Annotated in this window: 18 protein-coding genes and 10 tRNA genes; 8 read left to right on the top strand and 20 right to left on the bottom strand. The window is 41.6% G+C overall.

The window, feature by feature from the left end; all coding sequences use genetic code 11:
* Positions 1 to 3: 3 nt before the first annotated feature.
* From AAA970_RS03685 to AAA970_RS03670, 4 genes are all read right to left on the bottom strand, one after another.
* A complete protein-coding gene (locus AAA970_RS03685; protein ID WP_338236021.1) occupies positions 4 to 357 on the bottom strand; it encodes a hypothetical protein in 354 nt (117 codons plus the stop codon).
* A 257-nt stretch (positions 358 to 614) separates the two neighbouring features.
* Positions 615 to 1,541, bottom strand: a complete 927-nt coding sequence (locus AAA970_RS03680) for an NAD-dependent epimerase/dehydratase family protein (RefSeq protein WP_053404051.1) — start codon at positions 1,539 to 1,541, stop codon at positions 615 to 617.
* 24 nt (positions 1,542 to 1,565) lie between these two features.
* Positions 1,566 to 2,192, bottom strand: a complete 627-nt coding sequence (locus AAA970_RS03675; RefSeq protein WP_253275638.1) for a phosphoadenylyl-sulfate reductase — start codon at positions 2,190 to 2,192, stop codon at positions 1,566 to 1,568.
* Between the two features lie 142 nt (positions 2,193 to 2,334).
* On the bottom strand, positions 2,335 to 3,849 hold the full coding sequence (locus AAA970_RS03670) for a phytoene desaturase family protein (RefSeq protein ID WP_338236020.1): 1,515 nt from the start codon (positions 3,847 to 3,849) through the stop codon (positions 2,335 to 2,337).
* Positions 3,850 to 4,048: 199 nt separating this feature from the next.
* On the opposite strand from AAA970_RS03670, the gene AAA970_RS03665 reads away from it, so the two are divergent.
* Both AAA970_RS03665 and folE read left to right on the top strand, forming a co-directional pair.
* Positions 4,049 to 4,456 carry a 6-pyruvoyl trahydropterin synthase family protein gene (locus AAA970_RS03665; RefSeq protein WP_338236019.1) on the top strand — a complete coding sequence of 136 codons (408 nt, stop codon included), beginning with the start codon at positions 4,049 to 4,051 and terminating at the stop codon, positions 4,454 to 4,456.
* Complete coding sequence (gene folE, locus AAA970_RS03660; RefSeq protein ID WP_053404047.1) at positions 4,419 to 5,120, top strand: GTP cyclohydrolase I FolE; 702 nt, start codon at positions 4,419 to 4,421, stop codon at positions 5,118 to 5,120. The genes AAA970_RS03665 and folE overlap by 38 nt, the downstream gene beginning before the upstream one ends.
* A 585-nt stretch (positions 5,121 to 5,705) precedes the next feature.
* Here folE and AAA970_RS03655 read toward each other — a convergent pair.
* The 11 genes from AAA970_RS03655 to rpsA all read right to left on the bottom strand — a co-directional run bounded on the left by AAA970_RS03655 (position 5,706) and on the right by rpsA (position 8,799).
* Positions 5,706 to 5,780: transfer RNA gene (locus tag AAA970_RS03655), tRNA-Val, on the bottom strand.
* Between the two features lie 24 nt (positions 5,781 to 5,804).
* A tRNA-Cys gene (locus AAA970_RS03650) sits at positions 5,805 to 5,875 on the bottom strand.
* A gap of 4 nt (positions 5,876 to 5,879) precedes the next feature.
* Positions 5,880 to 5,952: transfer RNA gene (locus AAA970_RS03645), tRNA-Thr, on the bottom strand.
* A gap of 58 nt (positions 5,953 to 6,010) precedes the next feature.
* Positions 6,011 to 6,085 (bottom strand) — tRNA-Val (locus AAA970_RS03640).
* Between the two features lie 24 nt (positions 6,086 to 6,109).
* Positions 6,110 to 6,180, bottom strand: a tRNA-Cys gene (locus AAA970_RS03635).
* A 4-nt stretch (positions 6,181 to 6,184) separates the two neighbouring features.
* Positions 6,185 to 6,257, bottom strand: a tRNA-Thr gene (locus AAA970_RS03630).
* 58 nt (positions 6,258 to 6,315) lie between these two features.
* Positions 6,316 to 6,390, bottom strand: a tRNA-Val gene (locus AAA970_RS03625).
* Between the two features lie 61 nt (positions 6,391 to 6,451).
* Positions 6,452 to 6,522: transfer RNA gene (locus AAA970_RS03620), tRNA-Cys, on the bottom strand.
* A gap of 4 nt (positions 6,523 to 6,526) precedes the next feature.
* A tRNA-Thr gene (locus AAA970_RS03615) sits at positions 6,527 to 6,599 on the bottom strand.
* Between the two features lie 58 nt (positions 6,600 to 6,657).
* Positions 6,658 to 6,732, bottom strand: a tRNA-Val gene (locus AAA970_RS03610).
* Between the two features lie 288 nt (positions 6,733 to 7,020).
* Positions 7,021 to 8,799 (bottom strand): 30S ribosomal protein S1, encoded by a 1,779-nt coding sequence (gene rpsA, locus AAA970_RS03605; protein WP_053406854.1) that lies wholly within the window; start codon positions 8,797 to 8,799, stop codon positions 7,021 to 7,023.
* Between the two features lie 273 nt (positions 8,800 to 9,072).
* Here rpsA and AAA970_RS03600 point away from each other — a divergent pair, with 273 nt between their 5' ends.
* Positions 9,073 to 11,223, top strand: a complete 2,151-nt coding sequence (locus tag AAA970_RS03600; protein WP_338236018.1) for a S9 family peptidase — start codon at positions 9,073 to 9,075, stop codon at positions 11,221 to 11,223.
* A 391-nt stretch (positions 11,224 to 11,614) separates the two neighbouring features.
* On the opposite strand, the gene AAA970_RS03595 is transcribed toward AAA970_RS03600, so the two are convergent.
* Positions 11,615 to 12,313 carry a hypothetical protein gene (locus tag AAA970_RS03595; protein ID WP_338236017.1) on the bottom strand — a complete coding sequence of 233 codons (699 nt, stop codon included), beginning with the start codon at positions 12,311 to 12,313 and terminating at the stop codon, positions 11,615 to 11,617.
* A gap of 159 nt (positions 12,314 to 12,472) precedes the next feature.
* Positions 12,473 to 12,826, bottom strand: coding sequence for an MmcQ/YjbR family DNA-binding protein (locus tag AAA970_RS03590; protein WP_053404043.1), 354 nt, complete (start codon positions 12,824 to 12,826; stop codon positions 12,473 to 12,475).
* Positions 12,827 to 13,578: 752 nt separating this feature from the next.
* Here AAA970_RS03590 and AAA970_RS03585 point away from each other — a divergent pair.
* From AAA970_RS03585 to AAA970_RS03565, 5 genes are all read left to right on the top strand, one after another.
* Positions 13,579 to 14,277: a YjjG family noncanonical pyrimidine nucleotidase gene (locus AAA970_RS03585; protein ID WP_053404041.1), complete on the top strand. Its 699-nt coding sequence runs from the start codon at positions 13,579 to 13,581 to the stop codon at positions 14,275 to 14,277.
* A 1-nt stretch (position 14,278) separates the two neighbouring features.
* Positions 14,279 to 15,301 (top strand): threonine aldolase family protein, encoded by a 1,023-nt coding sequence (locus AAA970_RS03580; protein ID WP_338236016.1) that lies wholly within the window; start codon positions 14,279 to 14,281, stop codon positions 15,299 to 15,301.
* A 1-nt stretch (position 15,302) separates the two neighbouring features.
* Entirely contained in the window at positions 15,303 to 15,854 is a 552-nt protein-coding gene (locus AAA970_RS03575; RefSeq protein ID WP_338236015.1) for a hypothetical protein, read from the top strand.
* Positions 15,855 to 15,925: 71 nt separating this feature from the next.
* Positions 15,926 to 16,471, top strand: a complete 546-nt coding sequence (locus tag AAA970_RS03570) for a hypothetical protein (protein ID WP_338236014.1) — start codon at positions 15,926 to 15,928, stop codon at positions 16,469 to 16,471.
* A 382-nt stretch (positions 16,472 to 16,853) separates the two neighbouring features.
* Positions 16,854 to 17,294: an SRPBCC family protein gene (locus AAA970_RS03565; RefSeq protein ID WP_338236013.1), complete on the top strand. Its 441-nt coding sequence runs from the start codon at positions 16,854 to 16,856 to the stop codon at positions 17,292 to 17,294.
* Between the two features lies 1 nt (position 17,295).
* Here the strand turns inward: AAA970_RS03565 and AAA970_RS03560 are convergent, their stop codons facing one another.
* The 3 genes from AAA970_RS03560 to AAA970_RS03550 form a co-directional block, all read right to left on the bottom strand.
* Positions 17,296 to 19,140 (bottom strand): peptidylprolyl isomerase, encoded by a 1,845-nt coding sequence (locus AAA970_RS03560; protein ID WP_338236012.1) that lies wholly within the window; start codon positions 19,138 to 19,140, stop codon positions 17,296 to 17,298.
* 123 nt (positions 19,141 to 19,263) lie between these two features.
* Positions 19,264 to 20,931, bottom strand: coding sequence for an AMP-binding protein (locus tag AAA970_RS03555; RefSeq protein WP_338236011.1), 1,668 nt, complete (start codon positions 20,929 to 20,931; stop codon positions 19,264 to 19,266).
* A gap of 150 nt (positions 20,932 to 21,081) precedes the next feature.
* Entirely contained in the window at positions 21,082 to 21,675 is a 594-nt protein-coding gene (locus AAA970_RS03550) for an outer membrane beta-barrel protein (protein ID WP_338236010.1), read from the bottom strand.
* Positions 21,676 to 21,764 lie beyond the last annotated feature (89 nt).

Raw genomic sequence — 21,764 nt, 5'->3', positions numbered from 1 at the left:
GGCTTATTTTACAGTAATAGAGGATAGGCTACGAGTCTTACAATATGGAGAGGGCTCCCCATTGAATCGAACCAAGACCACATAGTTTGTAGATGGACTTAGATCAGGAAAAACAATTTCCTGGTTGCCTGACCCAGTTTTCTTGACAAGAATTTCGTCACCTACTGGACTAGAAAGCTGCAAAATAGCTTCAAAGCTAGCGGAGGATTTTACATCCACCACAATTGCCCCTTTCGAGCTATTATTAGCATCTATTACCTTTTTAAGACGAACTGCGTTGGAACAATCCGGAATTTGTGAAAAGGCAGTCAAACCGAAAAAAATAACCGCTATTACCGTAAATATATACTGCTTCATATGAAGATGTTGGGTGTTGTCTTATTATTATATACAGATCCAAAAAAAGGTAACCTTCTAAAAAATCTGATTAGGTTGATAATCTAAAAATGAACTAATTTTAAAAAAGAGGACATTTTAAGTTGAAAATATAAAAAAACTTACTCAACTGAGAAATTTCTTACGCGCAAATATCGAATATTTTTTATAATTGAACACGGAAAAACAAAAAAAACACCGCATTTGGCGGTGTTTTTCATCTTATAATAAGAAAGTTATCACATTGTGAATTCCCTTCTAAAGTCTTCCAATTCTTCCTGTAAAGGTCGGTTTTCCAAAGGCTTAACATACTCCCAAAGCTTGGAATCAGGGGAAACCATTAATTCCTTCAGAGATAAATGCTGATTTACAAAAATAAACTCGAGAGAAGGATAGAGTTCCTTCAACACATCAACGATATCAAGCACTTGCAAATTTTTCTCCACCATATTATAAACACCTGAAGGAGTTTTGGATCGGATCATTTGATACAGCACATTCACTAAATTACTTACATGAATAAACGCTCTTCTCTGTTTCCCGTCCCCATGAATTTGGATACGGTTGGAATAATGGGACTCAAACATGAACCGGTTTATCACGGCATCGAATCTCATGGTTTTACTGTAACCATAAACATTCCCGCTTCTGATAATAAAAGTTCGAATTTTATCCTTTAATCGGTTTACATGTTCCTCTCCACGAAATTTGGACACGGCATATAATGATTTCGGCATAGGAGCCGTTTCCTCTGTCAGCATTTGATCCGTATGATCACCATAGACAGAAACACTACTCAGGTAAACAAACATCTTCACAGAGTCAGACGCTTCCACCGCATCCACCACATTAGCTGTCCCCCAATGGTTGACCTGCTCAAAGGTAGAAACTTCGTTATTTTGAAGAGGAGTAGACACATGAGCAGCAAAATGATACACCACATCTACACCCTCCAAAGCTTTGGAAAGCTTCCTTCCGTCGAGAATGTCTCCTTTAATAAACTTGATTTTGTGACCGTTTGGTGTAGGCCTGCCTAAAAACAAGTTATAATTTGCCCTACTGAGGTTATCATAAACAATGAGCTCATCCACCTCAGGGTGGTTAACAAGTAAGCGAGACAATTCCGTACCGATATACCCCGCCCCACCAGTTACCAATATTTTCATATAAAAAAATGCTTATTTCTAAAATTACTTTTTAACAAGATCCGTGTGCAAACCACACTCTACTTTATTCATCCCGTACCATCTGGCTTCGCGTTCTTGCATATCGGGATCCAATTTACGGGTACAGGGAGCACAACCAATACTCATATAGCCTTTTGAATCCAGCGGATGCTCCGGCAAATCAAATTCTTTGCGATACTGCCAGATCATTTTTGCATTCCAGTCCAGCATGGGGTGAAAACGAATGGAATCGTGCGGAGCTGGCTGCTCTACTTTCATCGCCTTCCGTACTGCGCTTTGATCTCCGCGCACCCCATTGATCCAGACATCATATTCCCGTAAAACATTCTGCATAGGAGCTGTCTTATTCAAAAAGCAACAATAATCCGGATCTGAAGCGTAAAAAAAACGACCATCCTGATCTAGTTGACGGCTCATCGAAACGGGCGTCTTCAGGTCTACCAAGTTTAAACCAAATCTCTCCGAAATTTCATCCCGAAACATCAAAGTTTCAGGAAAGTGAAAACCGGTATTAATAAAATATACCGGAATGGATTTGTCGATTCGGCTTAAAATGTGCAGCAACACAATACTATGCGTTTGGAAAGAGGATGAAGTAAAAACTCCTTTCCCTTCCTCTTTATACTGCATCAATTTTGTTTTAATTCCTTCGAAATCCAATGTGTTGTTTTTTTAGTATTGACTGGCAAATATAGTAATTATTCAAAGGGAATGAACGTCGGGGCAAAAACAATAAAGCAAGCAAAAGTTAAAAACGGATTAACAGAATAAACTACCGAAAAACATCACTTACCCCCAATTTTATTCCATCTATTTCAACTTCCCCTTTCCAATCATTCCATAATTTTTCCGCAGCAATCATCCCACTAAGGGTAACCCCGGGAATCCCCTGCCCTGGATAAACGGTATCTCCTACTAAATAAGCCCCTTTCTTATCCCATCTAGCAGCATTCATTGCCCAGGGCTTAACAGATTTCAACTGAGGATATCCACCAACAAAGCCCCACTTTCTACAAGTCCATTTTTGCCAGGCTTTCTGAGTAGCACTATGCTGATAGATTATATTCTCTTTAGAAAAAATACCCTCCTTTTCTAATAGAGCTACAATTTCCTCCTCAATTTGCGTCTTTTCCAGGGTGAAATTGTGGTGAGGTTTTGCCAAATGTGTAGAAACGGAAGCCACCCGACAGCCGGATGTATCAGATCGTAAAGCATCCTGCTCATGACTCAAACTCACAAAAATAGATTGCGCACTTAAGCCACTCAATTTTTCCTTCAAATGAATTTGAAAATGCAAAGCCTTAAATTTCTGATCCGTCTTAAACCCAATCCCCATCTGAAAAGCACTATTCAATGCCTCAGGAGAAAACAAACGAGAGGAAAGTTTTTCCGAAAGCAAGCCCTCACTAATATCTGCCAAATTATTCACCGGAATCCCCCCCACTATAAATCTGGAGTGAAATTTTTCCTTTGAAGTAAGTACTTCATAGCCATCGCTGATGGATCGGATTTTCCGCACCTCTTTCCTCAACAACAAATCCCCACCCTTACTTTTCAAATAAGCCACCAGCGGATCGACTAAACTTTTCATTCCGCCATCTAAATAAAAATTACTGTAATTCGTATAACAAAGCGCTGCCGCCCCAAAAAGTGCATTCACCTGCTCCCGGGTGTTTTGGGCGGTAATCATCAATTGCTCATCTACAAATTCGCAGAAAGCCTGGTTCGATGCCAACCCAAATTCAACCAAAAGATCCTGAACTGTACTAAAAACAAACCGACCAAAGCCTATTTTTGAATAATCCATTTGACGAACAATCCGGGAAAGATCCTGCCATTTTTCCGGAGGAAAAGTAAGCTGTCGGGAAGATTGCTGCCAAACAAACTGACTTAACGCATAACACCGCTCCCAAAAGCCTCTTTGACCGGAAGCTCCAAAAACCCGCTCTGCCTCCTGTATCCATTTTTCAATATCCTCATACCGGCTAACCCAACCCCCTTTTTTAAGTTTAACGCGCATCGGGAGTTCAAGCTTCCGGGCATTTATCCGAAGACCAATGGTATCCAAAAAGACCTTTAAGGGCATTCCTTCATCTAAACCCACCAGGGTAGTCGCCCCAGCTTCAAAGACAAAGCCCTTTCTCCAATAAGAAGTCGTGCAGCCGCCGGGAATCCAGTTTTGTTCAAGTATGGTGACTTTTAAGCCTTTTTGTGCCAGAAGACAAGCCGCCGTTAAGCTCCCCATCCCGCTCCCGACAACCAACACATCTGAAAATTTCGTATTCATAGTCTGAGTCATACCCTAAAAGCGTTAGGAGAAATTAAATAGTTTCAATTATCAAAGGCTTCAATGGCAATATCTTAAAGTTTTATAAGCCAAAGAGGCCTTTGTAGCCTGCTCAGGTGCAAATTGAAAATTTTATTATTAATTTTGGGGGTTCGGGCAACCATCTCAATCAACAATCAATCTATTAGATCAAAAATTTATGAAAACAGCGGTTTATCGAAAAGAACATTTCAATGCTGCGCATCGGTTGCATAATCCGAAGTTAAGTGATGAAGAAAATAAAATGCTCTTCGGAAAGTGTAATAACCCGAATTATCATGGTCATAATTATGAACTTATCGTTAAAATAACCGGCGATGTAGATCCTAAAACTGGCTATGTTTTTGATATGAAAGTACTCAGTCGGATGATCAAAGAGTTGGTGCTCGATAAGTACGATCATAAAAATTTGAATCTGGACACCGAAGCATTTAGAAATTTAAATCCAACCGCTGAAAATATTGCCCGAGTGATATATGATGATCTAAAACCACATATTTCACCCGATCAAGACCTCAAAATCACATTGTATGAAACAGAACGGAACTTTGTCGAATATCCCGCATAAGGAAAAGCTTGACTGGGAAACCATCGAAACGATGGGTGACGAGCATATTCCGGGATCCGTAGACACCCCTCTTCGCCCCGATGCTTTTGAGCTTGATGATAACGCTAAAATTGAGCAAATCTCAGCACATTTTAGGGAAATCATGCATATTCTGGGTTTGGACCTTGAAGATGACAGCCTCAGCGGAACACCTCACCGCGTAGCCAAGATGTATGTGAAGGAAATATTTAGTGGCTTAAACCCTGCCAATAAACCTGATGTCAAGCTGTTTGACAATAAATATGCGTATCAGGAAATGTTGGTAGAGAAAAACATTGAACTATACTCTAACTGCGAACATCACTTTGTACCGATTATCGGCAAAGCCCATGTGGCCTATATTCCAAACGGGAAGGTAGTCGGGCTCTCCAAATTGAACAGAATAGTTCAGTACTATGCCAAGCGCCCACAGGTACAAGAGCGACTGAACATGCAGATTGCGACTGAGCTAAAGAAAATGCTACAAACGGAAGATGTGGCCGTAATCATTGACGCCACTCACCTTTGCGTTTCCAGCCGCGGAGTAAAGGATACTTCCTCCAGCACCATTACGGCACATTACAGCGGTAAATTCAAAGAGGAAGCCCGTAAAAAAGAATTTTTGGCTTACGTCAACGGAAAATAGAAATATTAGCTTTGCGCCTAATTTCACAAAAGCTACAGTACATCAGGTATTGTAGCTTTTTTATTTTTGGGCCCCACGCTAGCGTGTCAGGCTATCGGCAGTCGCTTTTTTTTGAAAGAGAAACCGCAGCTTCCCCCAAAAAACTACTATCAAAAAAAGAGCTCCAACAAACGGCTACGCCTCTGCCTCTATCCTTGGCCCGAACACTCGTTCGCCATTTTGCGCAAAATCACCCAAGCTTGAAAATCGCTTCTCTTTCCATTTCCACGACGACCTCCTATTTAGTGGTTTAAGCCGGATTATTCATGTTTCACACCTCCTTTAGCTGTAAGGCAGCAAAAATGAAGGAATGGCTTCCTATTTTGAGTTTTTCCCAACGCAGCAGATGAAGGAGGAGAAAGCAAGCTTACCCCAATTTGGGCTATAAAAAAATCAGCGGACACAAACACAACAGGCTGACAATAAGCTCATTAAAGTAAATCACAAAATCTAGCGGCGAATAATTCGGATTAGTGCTACCCCCCGGACAGTCAGTCAAAAAATGAGCATAAAAAAAAGCACAATCCAAAAATGAATTGTGCTTTGTGGGCCCTACTGGATTCGAACCAGTGACCCCCTGCTTGTAAGGCAGGTGCTCTGAACCAACTGAGCTAAGAGCCCATAACGCTCCTCAACGTTATCGAGAGGTCTCGAGCGGATTCGAACCGCTGTACGAGGTTTTGCAGACCTATGCCTAGCCACTCGGCCACGAGACCATTGAGCCTCCAGTCGGACTCGAACCAACGACCTACTGATTACAAGTCAGTTGCTCTACCAACTGAGCTATGGAGGCTAAAGATTTTTTTTATCGCGGAACCACACGTTTGTAATTCCCTTCACATCTTGTGATGTGGGCCCTGCTGGATTCGAACCAGCGACCCCCTGCTTGTAAGGCAGGTGCTCTGAACCAACTGAGCTAAGAGCCCGTAACGCTCCTCAACGTTATCGAGAGGTCTCGAGCGGATTCGAACCGCTGTACGAGGTTTTGCAGACCTATGCCTAGCCACTCGGCCACGAGACCATTGAGCCTCCAGTCGGACTCGAACCAACGACCTACTGATTACAAGTCAGTTGCTCTACCAACTGAGCTATGGAGGCTAAAAATTCTTTTTATCACGGAACCACACGTTTGTAATTCCCTTCACATCCTGTGATGTGGGCCCTACTGGATTCGAACCAGTGACCCCCTGCTTGTAAGGCAGGTGCTCTGAACCAACTGAGCTAAGAGCCCCGGTGCGAAAAGCCCAATGCTTTTCGCGTGGAGATACTGCATCCCAATCGGTTTACAGTTGAGGTCTCGAGCGGATTCGAACCGCTGTACGAGGTTTTGCAGACCTATGCCTAGCCACTCGGCCACGAGACCATTGAGCCTCCAGTCGGACTCGAACCAACGACCTACTGATTACAAGTCAGTTGCTCTACCAACTGAGCTATGGAGGCTAAATATTCTTTTTCAATACGGAACCACTCGTTTGTAATTCCTTTCACATCTGTGATGTGGGCCCTACTGGATTCGAACCAGTGACCCCCTGCTTGTAAGGCAGGTGCTCTGAACCAACTGAGCTAAGAGCCCGAATAAGTAAGCGATTTGGTATTCGCTTGTTTTATTGGGAGTGCAAAGATAGAAAACTTTTCTTTTTCACCAGCAGAAATTCCACTTTTTTGAAAAGATTTTTCTTTGCGAAAAATCGATATTAAATCAATCCAATATTTCAATAAAATGGCCAATAAGCGTCCCCTAAGGCCTTTTCTGAAGGGAATGCAAAGGTAGTAATCATTTGTTTTTATGCAAACCCTCAAGTAGAAAAAAAGCGCCAAAACTGGCGCCTTTTTATTATATTTCTAGCTTTCAGATGGTTAATTATTTACCACCTTCCATCTTTTTCTTCAATGCTGCCAATGCATCCAAGTCACCCATAGTGTCTTTTTCTACATTTGCATTGCTAGCGGCTGCTGGAGATTTCTTCTTGCTAGGAGCGGCTTTCTTAGGCGCCTCTGCTGCTACTTCTTTGAAAGTTGCAGTGTGAGACAATACAATACGCTTCTCGTCTTTAGAGAACTCAACAACTACGAATTTAGCAGTTTCACCTGCTTCCAAGTTAGTCTCGTCTTCTTTCACCAAGTTTTTAGAAGTCGCGAATCCTTCGATACCGTAAGGCAACTCAAGAACAGCTCCTTTATCATTCTTGTTCAAGATTGTACAATCGTGCTCAGAACCTTTAGTGAAGATTGTCTCGAAAGTATCCCATGGATTCTCTTCCAATTGCTTGTGACCTAAAGCCAAACGACGATTATCAACATCAAGCTCCAATACTTTTACGTCCAAAGTCTCACCAACTTTAACGAACTCAGATGGGTGCTTGATCTTCTTAGTCCAAGACAAGTCAGATACGTGAACCAAACCGTCGATACCCTCTTCCAACTCGATGAAAAGACCGAAGTTAGTCAAGTTACGAACAACACCCTGGTGCTTAGTACCTACCGCGTACTTCGTCAACACATCGCCTTTAGTCCATGGATCTTCAGACAATTGCTTGATACCCAATGACATTTTACGATCTTCGCGATCCAAAGTCAATACAACAGCCTCTTGCTCATCACCAATTTTGATGAAGTCCTGAGGGTTGCGTAGGTGCTGAGACCAAGACATCTCAGAAACGTGAATCAAACCTTCAACACCTGGGATGATCTCCAAGAATGCACCGTAGTCAGCTACGTTTACAATCTTACCTTTAACTTTAGAACCAACCTGAATCTCCTCAGACAATGAATCCCATGGATGAGCAGTCAACTGCTTCATACCCAAAGAAATACGCTTTTTGTCTTCGTCGAAATCCAATACTACAACCTTAACCTTTTGGTCAAGCTGCAATACTTCCTCTGGGTGGTTGATACGACCCCAAGAGATATCTGTAATGTGAAGCAAGCCATCTACACCACCCAAATCGATGAATACACCGAAGTTGGTCATGTTCTTGATTACACCTTCCAAAATCTGACCTTTTTCAAGGTTGTTCAAGATTTCAGCTTTTTGCTTCTCAAGATCTTTCTCGATCAATACTTTGTGAGATACAACTACGTTGTCGTTAGCGTGGTTGATTTTCACAACCTTCACTTCCATTTTCTTACCAACGTAAACGTCGAAATCACGGATTGGCTTAACGTCGATTTGAGATCCTGGCAAGAAAGCCTCTACACCATAGATATCAACGATCAAACCACCTTTAGTACGGCGCTTAACCACACCTTCGATAACGCTGTCTTCCGCCAAAGCACCCTGGATTTGCTCCCATGCTTTAACGATTTTCGCCTTACGACGAGACAATACCAACTGACCGTTAGCATTCTCTTGCTCTTCAACGAAAACATCAACTTCGTCACCTACTGACAATTCTGGAGTATCACGGAATTCAGCCGCTGACACCAAACCATCAGATTTAAAACCAATGTTCAATACTACGTCACGATCAGAGATAGAAACTACAGTAGCTTTCACTACTGACTTCTCTGTTACCGCGTTCATAGTGCCATCGATCATGGCTTCCATCTCTGCACGCTTATCGGCAGAATACTCATCACCAAAGCCTTTTGCACCAGCTTCGATTTCGTCCCAATTAAAATCGTTAGGATCTACTGACATAATAATATGTTGCTCTATAATACTGAATAACCCTAGAGCAATCAGGCCACTCAATTGATTAATAAGAATCCCTTTTCAGGGCCGCTCACTCGAACGAAGTGCAAATGTAAGATTATTTTTTCAGAATAACTCCCTTAGCACCAAAAAGAAATCACGCAGATGGATAAGAAAAGGATTCAGCTTAATCCTATTTAATTCAAAGTAAAGTCCGGATAATCATTTTGCGCTTTACTATTAAGGTTCTATTTTCGCTTTGAAAAAATTTTGAACCTTATGAATAAAAAAGTCTTGAGGCTGATCCCTGCTTTGGTATTTATACTAAGTAGCGGCTGGGCCCAAAAACAGACCCTTGATCTGAAAACCTCCATTTTAGGAGTATATTCCAAACTTTACCCGGATTACAGTAAGCAATTACAATGGGTAAAAAGCAGCAATGAATACAGTCTGGTAGACAAAATAGAGGGAGAGGACCATTTGGTGGTGGTTCGTAAAAAGGATGAAAAAAGCATCATTTCCCTTCCTGAGCTAAAGCAGACCCATGAAGCTTTGGCCAATTTAAAAGCAATGCCTTCATTAAAGTGGGTTGATCCGCAAACGCTTGCCTTCCATGTAGGGCTGAAGTTTTTCAAACTGGATGCTGCGAGCAAAAAAGTAAGCCAGTGGGCCTCACTTCCGGAAGGAGCTGAAAATTTAGAAATCAACCCAACCTATGATGCCATCGCATTTACCCGGGAAAACAATCTTTATGTTTGGCAAGATGATAATTTCAAAGCGGTTACCAAAGAAGAAAATGAGGCGATCGTCAGCGGCCAGGTACCTTCCCGAAATGAGTTCGGCATTCACAATGGCGCCTACTGGTCAGAAGATGGAAAAACTTTGGCTTTCTACCAAAAGGATGAAACTGCGATAAGTATTTACCCTTTGGTGGACGTGACTTCACTTCCGGCTAAGGAAATGCCGATCCGTTACCCGATGGCCGGACAAGCAAGTGAGCATGTAAAATTGGGAATCTACAATTTAGAGCAGGAGAAAACCGTATTTGCTCAGGTGACCGGCCCTAGGGACCAATACATTACCAATGTCACCTTCGGACCGGAAGGCAAGTTTATCTATGCGGGCATCATGAACCGTGAGCAAAACCACATTACCCTTAACCGCTACCAACTTTCAGATGGTGCATTCGATAAAACTTTATTCGAAGAAAAAGAGGAAAAATACGGACAGTGGCATTATCCATTACAATTCGTTCCGAATCGTCCAAATGAATTCCTATGGGTGAGTGAAAGAGATGGATTTGAGCATTTGTACCGCTACAACACCAAGGGAGAATTACTTAACCAGGTAACCAAAGGAGACTGGATGATTACCGAAATTTTAGGATTTGATAAAAGCGGTAAAAAAATCAATGTGGTCGGAACAGCCAACTATGGCATGGATCGCCAAATTTATGTAGCAGATGTTAAAAAAACCGGCCAAAAGAAAATCTCTTCAAAGTCCGGTGTTTATACGGTAAAATATAATAAAGCGAACAATCAATTCCTGGCCACTTTCAGCTCCAATGAAATCGCACGTGAGGAAAGTATTTTGGCTGTTTCCGGTAAAACCGTAAAAACCATCCTTACTTCTGAAAACCCAATGGAGCATTACCAGGTAGCAAAGCCAGAGCTTTTCCAAATCACTGCTGCTGACCAAGCCACTCCTTTGAACTGCAGAATCATCAAGCCAAGTAATTTCGATCCCAATAAAAAATATCCGGTGATTGTTTACACTTACAATGGCCCGGGGGTTCAGCTGATTACCAACCGCTATAACACCGGTGCTTCCACCTGGATGTACACCGCAGCGGAAAAAGGTTACATTGTCTTCACTGTGGATGGAAGGGGCTCCCACAACAGAGGCAAAGCATTCAAGCATGCCACCCACAAAAAATTGGGCACGGAAGAAATTGCCGACCAACTCGAAGGCGTCAATTGGCTAAAAGCCCAACCATGGGTAAATGCCGACAAAATGGCGATACACGGATGGTCTTATGGAGGATTCATGACCACTTCTTTGATGCTAAAAACACCGGACACCTTCAAAGTCGGTGTTGCCGGCGGCCCGGTGATGGACTGGAAATATTACGAAGTAATGTACACAGAGCGCTATATGCAGACTCCGGAAACCAATCCGGAAGGTTTTGCTAAAGCTTCACTTTTAGACAAAACCCAAAACCTGAAGGGAGATTTATTAATCATCCACGGATCGATCGACCCTGTAGTAGTTCCTCAACACAGCATGGCTTTCCTAAAAGCCTGCGTAGACAATGAGGTAAAAGTAGATTTCTTTACTTACCCCATGCATGAACACAATGTAAGAGGAAAAAATCGGGTTCACCTGATGGAAAAAGTACTTGATTATATTGACGAAAAATTAGGAGAATAATTCCTTCCAAAACAGACAAAAGGCTGCCCAAAATCCCTCAGGCAGCCTTTTTTTTTATAGGAACTAAAAAACTACTTCCTCCCCTTTACTCCATATTAATCCACTACCCAACACATGCTTAAACCCTCGTGTTATGTTGTAGCGGGAAAAATGAAGGAATTTTCCCTATTTTGAGTTCTTCCAAGGAATCAGATGAATGACACGAAAGCAGGCTTGTCTAAATTTGGACTATTAATAATTTAGCAAATACAAAACTATCACCCTAATAACAAGGCACTTTAAACAACCCGCTAAATCTGGCGGTGAATAATTCGGGAAACTCTCAAAAACCAAAAAAAAAGGCTCCCCGATTCACCTCGGAAAGCCTTTTTATATAAGTTATTTTCACTTTTTAATCATCATATAAATCATCCTCATCATCATTTACTAACTGAGGAACCATCACCCCTTGATCTTGATTCGGACTGGCGGCAGGATCCACCTCCTCCTGTTTCTCCTTGGCCTTTTTCTTTTTCTTCCCGAATGGCCACCAGCTCTTTTTCTCCTTTCCACCTCCAATATTGGTAGCGGAAGTACCACCCTCTATGTGCTCCATCGGCTGGCCATTTTCATCCAATTGCGTCGGGGCCTGTGCCCTTGGGGCTGGAAGATAATCCAGGAAATACCTTAAATAAACAATTTGATCTTCATTGAAGTGATGCTCGACCGTATCTTTTTGTTGAGCCACCTGGGTAGTATCCGCAAAAAGCGCCGGATTCACTTCTCCAAACTCCACGGTATCTGCCGCAGCCATAGCATAAGTAGCCTCTTCCATTTCACCATCCATAGGTCCTTCTACCTCTCGATCACGGGCATATTTATACTCCATTGGAATGGTCATGGGCTTATCTTTCTTTTGCCAGAAGGCATAAACCGGTGGTGATTTACGAATACCGCCCTTCGTTTTACGCCCCCTAGTTTCAGGAAATAGGGGATTGCCATCTCTGTCCATCGTAGAGAAGGTTTGGTCAGCGACCAGCGTATCGAAAATAAATGCACTATGATAAGCGGGGCAAATATTTTGCTTTCGGCAAGACATTGACCCCAGCATCACAAGCATTATTAGAATTAAATGCTGATAAGAACGCAAAAAAACACCTGTTTTAGATCTTGAAAGATTCTGGGCAAGATAATTAAATGTTCAAAGAACACAAAAAATAACCCTGCCCAACAATTAGAGTTTGTCGTGATTTACTCTTTTACGTATAAATCACATCCCTTGTAATAATTCTTTATCTTTTTTCGTCAATTTACTCACCACCAAGTCGTAAGAATGATCAATTAATTCCATAAACAATTGATCTCCGACCCTTCCATTGGCTTTGATTGAATTCCAATGTTTTTTATTTAAATGATACCCTCCCTTAATCTCCTCATACGCTTCCCTCAATTGAATCGCCCTTTCCGGATCACATTTTAAGCTTGCGCCTTCAAATTGCTCTAAATTACACAGGGCAAACATTTTCCCCATCACCTTAAAAACTAAAGTGGTATCATCAAAAGGCAATTCTTCAGTAACTCCTTTTTTGGCCAAACAATAATTTCGAAAGCTATCTAAATCCATTCTGATTAATTGAAAATTATAAACCTATTCTTGAACAAGGTATAAATTAAATAAATATTCCCAGCATCTATTTTTTTAGCCGACAAATCCTTTTAAAACCCATGTCTAAAATGGTTTTTCGACAGAACTTGTCCTGTTTTTCAAGCCAAATAATATCAAAACTGAATCAATAACTATGTGGCGAATGATTTCATGCATTTCCATCTAATAAATTCACAAAAGCTACCGTGGTAAATTAACCCGAAATATTCACGCTATAAATCCCCGTTTAGCAGCATGGAGGGAAAAATGATGCAATTTTCCCTATTTCATTTCCCCCCTCAATGAAGGAGATGAATGAGAAGAAAGAGAGCTTGCCCAAATCCGGGTTAATTACAAATAAGCAATCACAACCATAGCAGACTAAAATTAAATCACTTAAACCGAACCGCTTAATTTATCGGTGAATAATTCGGCTTAAGCCTAGCCGGATCACTTTCCCTCCGGCTGGGCACATACGCTTATAATCAGAATCATCAAAATCACCCAAAAACGTCAATGATTCAATGAAAAGTGATTAACATATCGTTTCATTTTCAAGACTGGAAAAAAGAAACAACTATTATCCAGATTGGAAATTTGAAAAGCCCCTTTTTACTTTATCACAGCCGAATTTAGTAAGCTTTAAGCGATTGAAAACTTCAAAGCCATTCCCTAGACTTCAGACCATTCCGGATTTTTAACTATCTTGGGGCCTTAAAAATTTGAGATAAGTGAAAAAGTATAAATACATCTTTTTTGATCTGGATCACACCCTTTGGGATTTTGAAAAAAACTCCAGCCTGGTGCTAAAGGATCTTTTTGAGGAACATCAAATATCTTCCACAGGAGAAAATATTACCCTGGAGGCCTTTTTGGAGGAATATGAAAAAGTCAATCACCAGCTTTGGGCCCTATACAACAAAGATGAAATCAGCAAAGAGGATTTAAGAGATAGTCGCTTTACTACTGTTATCCGAAATCTGGGTGGAAATCCGGATCTGATTTCCGCGAATCTTGGGGAGGTTTATTTAGAAAAGAGTCCACACATGCCACATGTATTTCCCAATACATTTGAAACCCTGGAAGCTTTAAAATCCCAATATCCGCTTTATATTATTACCAACGGCTTTGAGGAAGTGCAACATATCAAAATGGAAGCTTCCAAATTAGCGCCTTATTTTGAAGCGGTTTTTACTTCCGAAAAAGCAGGCTACAAAAAACCTCATAAGGGGATATTTAATTTCGCCATGGAAACGATTGAGGCTCAACCTGAAGAATGTATCATGATTGGGGATAATTTCGATACCGATATTGCAGGTGCGAAAAAAGCGCAAATCGACCATATTTTCTTCAACCCCACACGCAAGAAACATGGCAAAAAGATTCAACACGAAGTACACGATTTAATTCAAATCCTGGACATCCTTTAAAATGAAAATAGATTTAAGAAGCGATACCGTCACCAGACCCACTCCCGAAATGCTTGAAGCCATGTGGGCAGCGCAGGTAGGTGATGACTTATTTGATGAAGATCCGACGGTGCATGCACTGGAGGAAAAAATAGCCCAAATGTTCGGTAAGGAAGAAGCCATGTTTTGTCCTTCCGGCACGATGACCAACCAAATTGCCATTAAACTGCATACACAGATGGGTGACGAAGTCATCTGTGATGAACTCTCTCATATTTACCATTATGAAACCGGGGGAATGGCCTTTAACAGTGGCGTGCAAGCATCGCTCATCAAAGGGGATCATGGACGCATTACTGCTGCGCAAGTAGAAGAAAAAATCCGACCGGATGCCTTTTACATGCCAAAAAGTACTTTAGTCTCTTTAGAAAACACTTGTAACAAAGGCGGAGGAGCTTATTACGATTTAGAAGAAATCAGGAAAATTAGATCGGTTTGTAAACAGCACGAGCTCCCGCTGCACCTGGACGGTGCCCGTTTATTCAATGCACTGGTAGAAACAGGGGAAAGTCCTCTAGCTTATGGCGAGCAATTTGACACCATTTCCATTTGTCTTTCCAAAGGCCTTGGCGCCCCGGTGGGCTCGGTACTTTTAGGCACTAAAGAACATATGGCCAAAGCCTTGCGTATCCGAAAAGTACTGGGAGGTGCCATGAGACAATCTGGCTATTTGGCTGCAGCGGCAATTTATGCCCTTGATCATCATATTGCAAAACTAAAGGAAGACCATAAACGCACCAGAATCCTGGCCGAAGCCCTTGCCGCACTTCCCTTTGTGGATAGGGTGATCGCACCAAGCACCAATATTTTAATTTTTGATATTCGACAAGATTTGGATGCCATGGCTTTCTTAAATGTATTGGCAGAAAAAGATATTTATGCCGTCCCTTTCGGCGGTCAAAGCATTCGTTTTGTCACTCATTATGATTTCACAGACCAACACCTGGAAGAGACAATTTCCAGACTAAAGAAGATTGATTTATAATATGGCAATTTGGCGTTTCATCCTCTTAAATCTGTTGTTTATTACCGGAATTTCGGCTCATGCGCAAGATTATCTTAATCTGCCAGCTAACTACCAGTTTAAAAGCATCGAAGATTATCAACGCTATCGTAAACATGCGTATGAGGCAATGAAGTGGATGATTCGCCAACCTGTCCAACAAAAAAATGCGGAATGGGATCTTGCGGCAGCTTTCATTACCCAATATCTGGAAGGGAGCCCCGAAGTCAATATTCACCTGAAAGCGGTTTATTTAAAGGACATTATTTCGGATAAAAATCCGAAAATCAGTCAAAAACTCCTCATCCCTTATATGAGCGCCATGGCCATGACGCAAATGGATTTCCCCCATGCTTCCTCCGTCATGATTCAGAATAATGGCCACCAAATACTGCTTCGTTTATATGAAAACCTTCGGAAAGAAAATAAAAACAAGTATTTGGAAAAACTGCGCAAGAAAAATCGACAAGGAGATTTATACCAATGGATTACCACTATGGAATCTCAGGAAGAAAATACTAAAACAAAGGGATAGTTTTCATTTCTCCTGATACTAAAAACATTAATATTGGGAATTGAAATCCTCTAGCATTTTTCAGAAAACCAATGATCCATAGTGTCAATTTCTCCGAATTAAAATCCCCTCTCCCCAAAGCAGCTATCAACCGATGGCAAAGTCAAATTGAAGAAAAACCTGAAACTATTTCCCGCATTTTGGCATTTTTATCCACTGGAAACGATAGAGAAAAGTCCAACGCAGCCTGGATTTCCAGAGGATTTTTTGATAATAATCCCCAAACATTACCCCAATACCTTCCTGAACTTACTTCTATATTAGTCAAAACCCAACATATTCCAGTGGAACGGAATATCCTGGGAATTTTTCAAAGCCTCAATAGCTTTCCTGAAGTCCTTCATGAAGATTTATTAAACGTTTGCCTGAGCATTTTAGAAAAACGAAATTACCCTACCGCTAACAAAATTTTCGCCATGACCTGTTTGGCTAATATCATTCCCATATACCCGGAATTAGCCTCAGAAGTCATTATCCTTATTGAAGATCAATGGGACTACGGTACTGCTGGTTTTCAAAACCGGGCTAATAAAATCCTTCCCAAATTAAAAAGTCTACAAAAAAACCAATTCCAATAACTTATCCCGGATGTTACGCCACTGTCAGGCTAAGCCGCCCCAAGAAACTCACCCCCAATGGTTCACCGAAAGATGCTAAATCTACCACGCGAATCTCATAAGTGGTGTTTTTTGATTGGTTTTACTGTTTTTTGAATAGCCCACGATTGAAGAGGCATGCTCCTTTATCTTCTGGCTCCCTGGTAAATAAACCAAACAGCGACTATTCCTTCAACTTTCCCGCCTTGAAGCCAAAGGAGGTTTTAGGTATACCTAATTCAGGTAAAATTTCACAAAAAACTTACCCAGAGCAATTTATCGAATAACAATCGAAAAGTCACCTCATATTGCTTTTCAAGTTTCGCCCTCTTATTTTGTACATCCAGACTACTCCATAATACGCATGAGAAAAGCCTTTTCCTGTGAAGAGCGATTTGACCTACCTAAAAAACACGTTTGGGAATTTGCCATAGATTTTCAAAATGTCCCGCTATGGCTGAAAGAGGTCAGGACCATTGAGCAAATAGGTGAAAATCAATTTGAGGTATCTATTCATTCTGAAACAGGAGGGGAAGATTACCTTTCCAGATTTCGTGTGACCAATATCGACCCGGAGAAAGCCTTTACTATTGAATCCAAAAGCGGTGGCATACTGGTAAAATACCACTACAATTTTACCAGCTTAAACCAAAAGTGTAAAGTTCGACTGGATGTTTGTTGCGAAGGTAAAAATGCCTTTTGGGCTGCTTTAAGTCCCTTTATGGTATGGATGATCCGCTCTTCGGACAAAAGGATTTTACAACAATTAAAAAAGACGCTCCAAACTAATGAAGCGCCTTCCTAAATTATTTCTTTTTAAATTTCACTTCCATTATCTGATCCCCAACACCAAGCCTTTCTACCGTTTCCATCCCATAGACAACTTTGGCAAAAATGGTGTATCGTCCATCCAGTCTGGGAGTGCTGGTATAATTAATAAAAAACTGACAGCTTTCCGTGTCCTTTCCGGCAGAAGCTAAGCCTACACTACCTGCCTCAAACTGATGCTCATCAAATTCTGAAGGAATCACCCAATTCATTCCTCCGAATCCATCTCCACGAGGACAAGCGCCCTGCGCCACAAAACCAGGCACCACACGATGAAAAGTTTTTTCCTCATAGAAGCCCTCATTCCATAATTTTAAAAATGCCGTCACCGCAGCTGGAGCAGCTTCCGGCAATAACTCCAATACAAAGCCGCCTTGAGTAGTGTAAAACTCAAATTGTGGATGAGGAGGCAAGAAGGACAACTGTTGCCAATCAATCGGTAGCATATCAGCTGGATTGGCCTTATTGGGAGTTCTGCCTTCCATCTTGGCCAAAAGGCCCTCAAGTTCATTATACGCTTCCAGATCAATTGGAAGCTTCAGTTCATTTTTAAGTTCACTTAGTCTTAATTGCCAATCCGAATAGTCTTCCCAATTCGACTGCAACCACAAAGCGCCATAATAAATCATGGCAACGTCTCTGCTTTGCATCCCCTGCCACAACACCCTCTTGAACAAATCTGATTTCGATTGCTCCGGAAATTGATTCGCCCATTCTATGATGGCTTCAAATACAAAAGCCTGCTCAGGAACAGAGGTCCTGGCCAAACCTTCCTGCAAAGCCTCCAGACCTGTAGGAAAGCGGGCATAAGCCTTCCATAACTCCCCTTTTACATAAACATTACGGGCAGTATCCAGCGCTGATGAGATCAATTTCATATCTCCGGTTTTCCCCAACCATTGTGCTTTGGGAATCATAAGCGGCATCTCCAAAGCCCAGTCGGATTTTACCCAATCAGCCTCCGGCACAGCACTGACCATAATGGAAGCCACATTATATAGCGGATCTTTTAATAATTTCTTGATTAAAGGGATATCCGATGAATTCCAATCTTTGCCTATTTCCCGAATTGCTGCACACTTTTCCATAGGCGCCAATGTTTGCTTTTCCAATACATACTTCAACCATCCAGCATTTCCTTTCATTTTCCCATAGGCTTCCAGCAAATGGTAACGTGCTTCTTTATTGTCACTTTCCTCAAACAAAACTTGAATTTGAGGAATGAGATCTTGCTGATCGATAATGTTTCTGGCCAGAATATTTGCCGCCAAAGATTGTACCTCCCTACCATTTTCATCTTGCAGGCATGTCAAAACATAAGCCTGGACCTGATCATTATAGGCCCCATTTTGAGCAGCATAGGCCAAGGCCCGTAAATTCCCCGGACTTGCCGGCTGATCCAGTAAAATTCCGACCTGTTTTGGAGTCAAACATTTCCCTAAGGCCATGCGAATTTCTTCCAAAGTACTGAACTCCTTACTTCTCATTAAAGCCGCCTGCAGGGAAGGAAATGCCTGCACATTCCCTAATTGCCCCAAGGCAAATGCTGCAGCGGCCCGCACTTCTTCCTGCTCATCAGCCAGGGCAAATTTCAATTCATTTAGTGCTTTTTCATCCTGAACAGATCCCAATGCTCTAGCCGCAGATCGCCTGATGTCTGCCTGATCGGATTTCAAAAAATACAATAAGGTATCAGTATTGCGCTGATTTTGGAATTCATGAATTTCCTTCCATTGTAAATACACCTTGCCCTGATCCGAGGAATAGGGATTACACGAAAAAAAAACAATAGCGAAAAATATAAATGAAAAGTATGGTTTCATTTTAAGGTTAAGGTTGATGATTGTAAGCCAACACAAAAGCTACATTATGCCTTTTGGCCTCCGTTAATAAAAATTAAAAATAAAGAAAAAGCCAGGAGCTCCATACCCCTGGCTTTAAAATTTCTATTTTAACAAACGCCTCATGATTTTCCCAACGCTGGACTTCGGAAGCTCTTTCCTAAAAGCAAACTGTCGAGGGCGCTTATAAGCCGTGAGATTCTCTTTACAATAAGCAGCAATTTCATCCTCAGTTAGGCTTTCGTCTTTTTTCACGATAAAGGCCTTAGGCGCCTCGGTGGATTTATCATCCGGCACCCCACAAACCCCAACCTCCAAAACTTTTGGATGAGAAGCGATCACGGATTCGATCTCATTTGGAAAAACGTTAAAACCGGAAACATTGATCATTTCCTTTTTACGATCCACCAAGTATACGAAACCATCCTCTGCGATGTAGGCAATATCGCCTGTACGCAAATATCCATCCACAAAAACCTTTGCAGTTTCGGTATCATTATTCCAATAACCTCCCATTACCTGTGGGCCTTTTACGCATAACTCGCCCTTTTCTCCAAAAGGAAGCACCTCGTCATTTTCTCCCACAATCCTTAAATTTGTGGAAGGAAATGGTATTCCAATCGAACCCAGACGGGTATTATCATGGAATGGCTGGCATGAAACCACCGGAGAACATTCTGTCAAACCGTAGCCTTCTCTTAACACTACGCCGGTTTTTGCTTTCCACTTTTCCGCTACATGGTCCTGAATTGCCATTCCACCTCCAATAGAAAGCTTTAGCCGCTTAAAGCTCAATTCATCAAATTGTGGCTGGCTCATCATCCCATTAAACAGGGTATTTACTGCGGTAAAAATGGTCACCTCATGCTTCTTCCACTCTCCAAGGAAGGCTTTCATATCCCTTGGATTGGTAATCAGGACGTTCTTACATCCATATTGAAAAAAGGTCATAAAGTTCACCGTGAGTGCAAAAATATGGTATAGAGGTAAAGCTGTCACCACGACCTCGGTACGCTCCTCCAGTAAATTTCGCATCCAGTGAATATGTTGCTCAGCATTAGCCAGCAAATTCCGATGGAGCAATTTAGCACCTTTGGCCACCCCTGTTGTTCCTCCGGTATATTGAAGAAAGGCGATATCATCACGACCCATTTCCACTGGCGAAAACTTCAGCTTTTGGGCCTCCTTCATCACTTTTTTGAATGGAATGGCATTAGGCAAATGAAATGGGGGAACCATTTTCTTCACTCTTTTCACCACAAAATTCACTAACGGACCTTTTAATGCCCCCAGCATATCCCCCAACCCGGTCACCATCACCAATTTAAGGGACGGCACTTTATGCATTATTTTTTGAAGATTATGCGCGAAGTTCTCGACGATCAAAATAGCCGAAACATTGGCATCATTAAATTGGTGTTCCATTTCTCTGGCCGTATAGAGTGGATTAGTATTCACCACCACCATACCGGCTTTCAAAACCCCGATCAGGGCAATCGGGTACTGCAGGACATTCGGCATCTGTAAAGCCACGCGATCTCCTCGTTTGAGGCCATTGGCTTGTAAATATGCCGCAAATTGGTCTGATAGCGTATCCAGCTGTCCATAGGTAATTTTCCCACCCATACACTCAAAGGCCACCAAATCCTGGTATTTATCCATGGCGGTTTTTAACATCTCCACCAATGAATTATACATCTCCCCTGAAATCTCATCCGGCACGCCGGCTTCATATTGATTAATCCAGGGTTTCAACTCATTTATATTCTCCATAAATCAAAAAGAAACCAAAAAATCTCAAAGAGTTTCTAGCAAATCCAAATTTTATTAGGCACAAAAATATGAATTTATTATAGTAGTCCGATAATAAAAAAAGGGCAAAGCAAAATTCAGGAAAATAGATCAAAAATAAAGTTAAAAAATCTAATAATCGTATCGAATGAAACGATAAGCCAAACCGATATTGAGCTGCAAGTACTGCATTGGGCTATTTTCCACGAAAACATGATTATACCGAAGAGCAGCCAGAAGTTCAATCGTCTCTGTCAAATTTATATAGGCACCAATTTCAGGCACCATTCCAAAGTAACTTCCCTTGTCAATTTCTTCGGCATCATTACCCAAAAAGACCTCGGAATTGAACAAATAAGTTCCTAATCCCAGGCCTGCAAAGGGTTTAATCTTACTGTCCCAGGGTAAATAATAGTGGGACTGCACCAAAAGAGGGTAAACCTTAGTAGAAAGGCCCACGGGAATTACCCCACCCGCCGGATTCTGAATAGATTTCCCTAATCGAAAATCATTGATTCCTGAGGAAAGCCCGACACTCCACTTTTCAGGATAAATAAAATATTCAAGCGTAAAGTGCCCACCCCGACCACTGTAACTGGAATATAAATCCTGAAATTCCCCTATAGGTTGTGCCATAGCATAAGAGGCGGTCATTCTAAATTTCTGAGCAAAAGAAAAACTGGTGCACGCAAGGCAAAAAATCAGGCTTAGGAAAATTTTGTTCATAGGAGCGGTAGGTTCTAATTGATGTAATAATTTACGAAGCCCTCCATAAAAAAGGCGGAGTCTCCTCCGCCTTTTTTCTCATCTATCTA

The organism is Persicobacter diffluens (genome assembly GCF_036244895.1).
In the GTDB taxonomy this organism is placed as follows: Bacteria; Bacteroidota; Bacteroidia; order Cytophagales; family Cyclobacteriaceae; genus Persicobacter; species Persicobacter diffluens.
This window is presented reverse-complemented; position numbering and strand designations above follow the sequence as displayed.

Coding starts and splice junctions, on each gene's coding strand:
- AAA970_RS03575 (WP_338236015.1), top strand. CDS start 15,303: ATGGCAATTTGGCGTTTCATCCTCTTAAATCTGTTGTTTATTACCGGA.
- AAA970_RS03670 (WP_338236020.1), bottom strand. CDS start 3,849: ATGAATACGAAATTTTCAGATGTGTTGGTTGTCGGGAGCGGGATGGGG.
- AAA970_RS03555 (WP_338236011.1), bottom strand. CDS start 20,931: ATGGAGAATATAAATGAGTTGAAACCCTGGATTAATCAATATGAAGCC.
- AAA970_RS03685 (WP_338236021.1), bottom strand. CDS start 357: ATGAAGCAGTATATATTTACGGTAATAGCGGTTATTTTTTTCGGTTTG.
- AAA970_RS03570 (WP_338236014.1), top strand. CDS start 15,926: ATGATCCATAGTGTCAATTTCTCCGAATTAAAATCCCCTCTCCCCAAA.
- AAA970_RS03675 (WP_253275638.1), bottom strand. CDS start 2,192: ATGCAGTATAAAGAGGAAGGGAAAGGAGTTTTTACTTCATCCTCTTTC.
- AAA970_RS03565 (WP_338236013.1), top strand. CDS start 16,854: ATGAGAAAAGCCTTTTCCTGTGAAGAGCGATTTGACCTACCTAAAAAA.
- rpsA (WP_053406854.1), bottom strand. CDS start 8,799: ATGTCAGTAGATCCTAACGATTTTAATTGGGACGAAATCGAAGCTGGT.
- AAA970_RS03580 (WP_338236016.1), top strand. CDS start 14,279: ATGAAAATAGATTTAAGAAGCGATACCGTCACCAGACCCACTCCCGAA.
- AAA970_RS03680 (WP_053404051.1), bottom strand. CDS start 1,541: ATGAAAATATTGGTAACTGGTGGGGCGGGGTATATCGGTACGGAATTG.
- AAA970_RS03665 (WP_338236019.1), top strand. CDS start 4,049: ATGAAAACAGCGGTTTATCGAAAAGAACATTTCAATGCTGCGCATCGG.
- AAA970_RS03590 (WP_053404043.1), bottom strand. CDS start 12,826: ATGGATTTAGATAGCTTTCGAAATTATTGTTTGGCCAAAAAAGGAGTT.
- AAA970_RS03550 (WP_338236010.1), bottom strand. CDS start 21,675: ATGAACAAAATTTTCCTAAGCCTGATTTTTTGCCTTGCGTGCACCAGT.
- AAA970_RS03600 (WP_338236018.1), top strand. CDS start 9,073: ATGAATAAAAAAGTCTTGAGGCTGATCCCTGCTTTGGTATTTATACTA.
- folE (WP_053404047.1), top strand. CDS start 4,419: ATGAAACAGAACGGAACTTTGTCGAATATCCCGCATAAGGAAAAGCTT.
- AAA970_RS03560 (WP_338236012.1), bottom strand. CDS start 19,140: ATGAAACCATACTTTTCATTTATATTTTTCGCTATTGTTTTTTTTTCG.
- AAA970_RS03595 (WP_338236017.1), bottom strand. CDS start 12,313: ATGCTGGGGTCAATGTCTTGCCGAAAGCAAAATATTTGCCCCGCTTAT.